The 4,617-nt window shown below is 61.6% G+C and carries 5 protein-coding genes; 2 read left to right on the top strand and 3 right to left on the bottom strand.

Annotation, left to right across the window (positions count from 1 at the left end; all coding sequences use genetic code 11):
• Nucleotides 1-17: 17 nt before the first annotated feature.
• Both L3X40_RS21015 and L3X40_RS21010 read right to left on the bottom strand, forming a co-directional pair.
• Complete coding sequence (locus tag L3X40_RS21015; RefSeq protein ID WP_237367304.1) at nucleotides 18-2,219, bottom strand: strawberry notch-like NTP hydrolase domain-containing protein; 2,202 nt, start codon at nucleotides 2,217-2,219, stop codon at nucleotides 18-20.
• A 72-nt stretch (nucleotides 2,220-2,291) separates the two neighbouring features.
• Nucleotides 2,292-3,188, bottom strand: coding sequence for a DUF7146 domain-containing protein (locus L3X40_RS21010; protein WP_237367303.1), 897 nt, complete (start codon nucleotides 3,186-3,188; stop codon nucleotides 2,292-2,294).
• 125 nt (nucleotides 3,189-3,313) lie between these two features.
• Between L3X40_RS21010 and L3X40_RS21005 the strand changes: the two genes are divergently transcribed.
• Nucleotides 3,314-3,973: a lytic transglycosylase domain-containing protein gene (locus L3X40_RS21005; protein ID WP_237367305.1), complete on the top strand. Its 660-nt coding sequence runs from the start codon at nucleotides 3,314-3,316 to the stop codon at nucleotides 3,971-3,973.
• A gap of 17 nt (nucleotides 3,974-3,990) precedes the next feature.
• Complete coding sequence (locus tag L3X40_RS21000) at nucleotides 3,991-4,188, top strand: DUF5818 domain-containing protein (RefSeq protein WP_237367302.1); 198 nt, start codon at nucleotides 3,991-3,993, stop codon at nucleotides 4,186-4,188.
• A gap of 21 nt (nucleotides 4,189-4,209) precedes the next feature.
• Here the strand turns inward: L3X40_RS21000 and L3X40_RS20995 are convergent.
• Nucleotides 4,210-4,617, bottom strand: a 408-nt coding sequence (locus tag L3X40_RS20995; RefSeq protein ID WP_445177229.1) for a tyrosine-type recombinase/integrase, incomplete at its 5' end; no start/stop codon positions are given.

The raw sequence follows: 4,617 nt of genomic DNA, 5'->3' as shown, positions 1-4,617 counted from the left end.
GCTTAGGCCGCGTTCCTTCACATTATCGCGACCTCGCGATAATCCGTATTATGCGCAGCTGCGCATAAGATGCCCCATGCCTCGGCATAGGCATCGTAGACCGTGATCTGATCCTCTGTGAGGCAATGCTCAAGGATGTCGTATTCGACGCCCGCGAAGGACAAGGCGCGCGCAGTGTAGAGGCCGAGTGATTTGAGATCGCGCGCGACCAGTTCCATCGCAGCGATGCCGCCATCACGGATATCGGCCACAAAGGTTTCCCGGTTGGCAAATGCAGTCTCCGGTCCCCAGAGCCCCAGACGCGTGGCATAGGCGAGGTTGTTGACATCCGACGCACCGGTCGCCGAGGCGTAGAGAACCCGGGCTCGGGGCAACAGGTTCTGCAGTCTCACCCCGGCGATCCCTTGCTCTGACCCTTTGACCTTGCCGCGTGAGCCTTCGCCGCCTGCGGCATTGGCCATGGCGTGCGCTTCGTCGAAGACGATCACCCCGTCGAAATGTTCACCCGCCCATTCAATGATCTGGTCGAGACGCGTGGCATCGCTCCTGCCGGAGCGCAGGGTCGGATAGGTGACGAACAGGATGCCCTCACGCATCGCGACCTGCGACCCGAGCTTCCATTGCCCGAGCGGCTGGATATCGATGGGCAGGCCTCCCAAGGCCGACCAGTCGCGCCTTGCATCTTCCAGCAGGGCCTCATTCTTGGATATCCAGATGTGGCATTTCTCGCCGCGGACCCAGCGGTCGAGAATGACGCTGGCAACCTGGCGCCCCTTCCCGGCCCCGGTCCCGTCGCCAAGGAAGTATCCCATGCGATAGGCGTGACCTTCGGCGCTGGGTTTGAGAATGCAGCCCTTATCCTCGGGCACGAACCTGCCGGGAAGATCGCGCGCATGGGCATTGGCCGCATAGATCAGAGTTTCGGCCTGAGCCGCAGACAGCAGCCCGTTGGCCATGAGACCCGAAGGCAGCCTCGGCACTTGTGTCGGGATCGGCGCGGTGATCGAACCCATCGCGACGGACTCGACCAGCGGAGTCGGGTGATCGGCTGCATCCGGGATCAATATGCGGCTTGGCCGATAGGGCAGATAGTGCCCAACCTGCTCGGCGATCGGCGCGGGTTCCGCCAGGGCTGCAAAATTGCAGGGGACAATGTCCGTCGAGGCGCCTGCCCGCGCAGGCGGGACGGGACGCAGCCGATTTCCACCGTCAACGAGGCTGAGCAGGGCGCCGCGCGGACTCGCTGGCACAGCCGCTGGGAATTGAGCGATCTCCCTCGGCGGAAGACCGTCGATGAGGTCACACAACTCGGAAAACTCGTTCGTGTTCACCGCAACTGGGTCATTGCTCGACAAGGTCTTGTCGAGAACGAGGAGCCTGGTCGTGATCGAGGTGCCCGAGCGCACGAAGGCGCGTTCGATCGCGGCATTGAGGCGCAGCGCAATGGGGCCCGCTGTGCCCGACACAAACCGACGGATATCAAACCACTCCGGCATGACAGCAACGAGCCTGCCGCCTGTTACCAGCCGCTTCCAGGCCGAGCGCAGGTGCCGTGCACCGGTTCGGCCATCAGCCCCGCGCTCCACCCCATGCGAATAGGGCGGGTTCATGAGAATGACGCCAGGGGCAATGTTGGGATCGAGCAATTCGTCGATCAGCTCGCCGTCATGGCCAGAAAGTGAGGCCTGTGGAAACAAGCTGGCGAGGCATTCACGGCGCAGCCGCGAGATTTCGTTCAAGGCAAGCCGCGCGCCAGCAGACTCAGCCCACACCGCCAGCATCCCCGTGCCAGCCGATGGCTCAAGCGCCACCTCGGAGGCGCCGAAGGCGCAAGCGCGTGCAGCAAGCCAGGCAAGGTACGGCGGTGTGGCGAACTGTTGCAGTTCGATTTGTTCCTCGCTTCGCACAGTCTGGCTCGGCAACTGTGCTTCGAGCCGGTCAAACGCGCCTTTGGCTGTTTCGGGCGGTGATGACGGACTGAGCTTCGAGTTCCCCTGCAACCAGAGGATTTGCGCGAGTTCGAGCGCGGCATGGGCATCGCGGACCGACCAGCGGGCATCGGCATCGCTGCCGCCGAACTGCTCGGTCAGCACGGAGTTGAGGATGGGACGCGTGATGACCTCGCCGAAATCCAGGCGGGCTGCGAGCGATCTTGCTGCCGTAAGGACCAAGGGCTCGGGTGAGATTGGAAAGGCAAACGCGGGTGACAAATTGGACATGGGACCTCCTGACGAGACCCAATCCGTTTGCAGGCCTCAAAAGACCCAAAGCCCACTCTCCTCTGGACCTGCTCAGGCGCCCGCCATGGCTCGCGCCGTCAGAACATCGTTCCAGTCGTCGCCTTCCTTCCCGGGGCGCCTCGGCACGATCCGGCGACCCTCACATTGATAAGCCTCGCGGGCGCGCTCTTCGGCGAGGTTGCCGCCGGCATCGTGATCGATGAAAAGGTGGAGTTCGCGCACGCTTTCAGGAATGGTCACCAGGCCAAACCGCTCATTGCCGAGTGTCGCCCAACACGGGATCCCAAAGAGCTGCTGGGCTGAAAGTGCGCTTTCGATGCCCTCAGCAAGGCCGAGCCTGCCGCCGCGCGGCATGGCCAACCGCACCGTGCCCGAGCCAAGGCTACCCAGCGCGCGCTTGGGGCCATCGAAACGCGCAAGCCGGGAAGTCTTCGGCTCAAGGAATGTTCGGTGAAGCGCGAGTATGCCTTCATCGTTGCGAACCGCAGCGAGCATGGCAGGCAGAAACCGGACCGATCCCTTGGGGCCAAGCGGTGTGCGAGCATGGTAGCGCAGGTCTGGCGACAACGCCCTGATCTGGCGACCAGCAAGATAGGCCTGTGCCGGGCTGTCCGACAGGGCAGAGGCTGCTCGCCAAAGTCTGAGAGCATTCTGGTTGACGACGTCGTCTCTGGTCCGCGGCGCAATCGGGTCCCCTCTTCCATCGAAGAGCTCGGCAGCTTTGACACCAACCCGGTCCAGGCTCGCCAGAACCGCCTCGTTCGAGCATCCGGCAAAGCAGTGGAACAGGATCGCGCGAACGCCGATCGTGACGCTGAGCGACGGCATGCGATCATCGTGAGCAGGACAACAGCACATACCGCGTGACCGCGACCAGGTGCCATCAAGGGCTTCGACGATTTCTCGGGCACGCTTTTCCAGGCGTTCCGGCACTCGGGTACGGGGCATGGGCTATCTCCAGTCCAACATGCCTCCACCGCGCAGCCTCCGCTCTGCGCCCATTACAATGCGTTTTCCTACAACGTATGTTCTTTATATGTTCTCACGTGATTCGGCTAGAGAAGGAATCGATGATGAGACTGAAATTCGTTGGCTTTGCCTTAGTGACAGCAAGCGTATGCAGCGCGCGCCCTGCATTGGCCCGAGAGCAAGTAGACGCTCCGTCTGAAAGCCTGGAACTGCGAACCATTGGCTATCGCGTGGAAGAAGAGACCGACGGGTTTCAACTGGTGACGCATGGAGTGTGGAAGTCCCCGGCACCCGAACAAGCCCTTGCTATAGCTACGCCTATCGGACCTAACCCGTTCTACGCGCCCAGGCCGAGCCCCGGTTCCAGCAAACAGGGAACAAGCTTCAGAAGGGCGGTGTACCTGCCGCACGTCTATGCCGCTGAGGCGCAGTTTTCTCTACCTTCGGGTTTGCTCGACGCGCTCATCTGGACCGAATCGCGGTACAATCCTGTCGCCATCAGTAAAGCCGGAGCGGCTGGCCTTGGGCAATTGATGCCCGGCACGGCGCGAGACCTCGGAGTCTTGAACCGGTTCGACCCGAAGGAAAACCTTGTGGGAGCCGCCCGCTACCTGCGGCAGATGCTCGACAAATTCGGGGTGGTTCACCTCGCAGTGGCCGCCTACAACGCCGGGCCAGGCGCCGTGGAGCGGGCCGGAGGCATCCCGCTCAATGGCGAAACTCCTGGCTACGTCCGGGATGTGCTGGGCCGCTGGCGCTACTAACCGCGAAGAGGTGTGATTTGAGTAGCTCACGCAAACGCGTGGTTGGTATTTTGAGCCGCGGCCAGCGCGGCCTGATCCTGACCACGAACGAGAATGACGTATGGATCCTCGAGCGCGACGAAAGCGGCGATGAGCATGTCGGGAACAAGGTCATCGTCGAAGGCGTGGTCTCCGGTCTCGATCGCCTGCGCATCGACTGGATCGGCAGCGCATAAGGGCCAACTGCGAACGCTGGTTCAAGCAGCCTTCTTGTGCGCTTGCGACAGGCCTATTTTCTCCTGATCAGCGAGAAAGTCAGCCCAGTCCTGCATCATCCTGCGCCGTGGGACCATATACTCGGCAGCGTTGTAGGCACCACGCACCTCATTCTCTTCTGAGTGGGCCAGCTGCATTTCGACCCAGTCCTCGTGATACCTTCTTATCCACATGGCCGGTTTGCCAAATTCCACCAGTTGTTCGTTTGCCCACGTGCTCGCGAGCCCCCTGAAGCCATGCACAGTCTGTCTCGAATGATATCCGAGGCGATACAAAGCATAGATCATGGTATTTTCGGACAACGGCTTCTTCGTATAAACGGCGGAGTAAAAATGTACCACTGACGGGTCTTTTGGGGTCCGTTCATTTCGGAGTAAAAGTGTACCGGT

The organism is Rhizorhapis sp. SPR117, from assembly GCF_021742065.1.
This window is presented reverse-complemented; position numbering and strand designations above follow the sequence as displayed.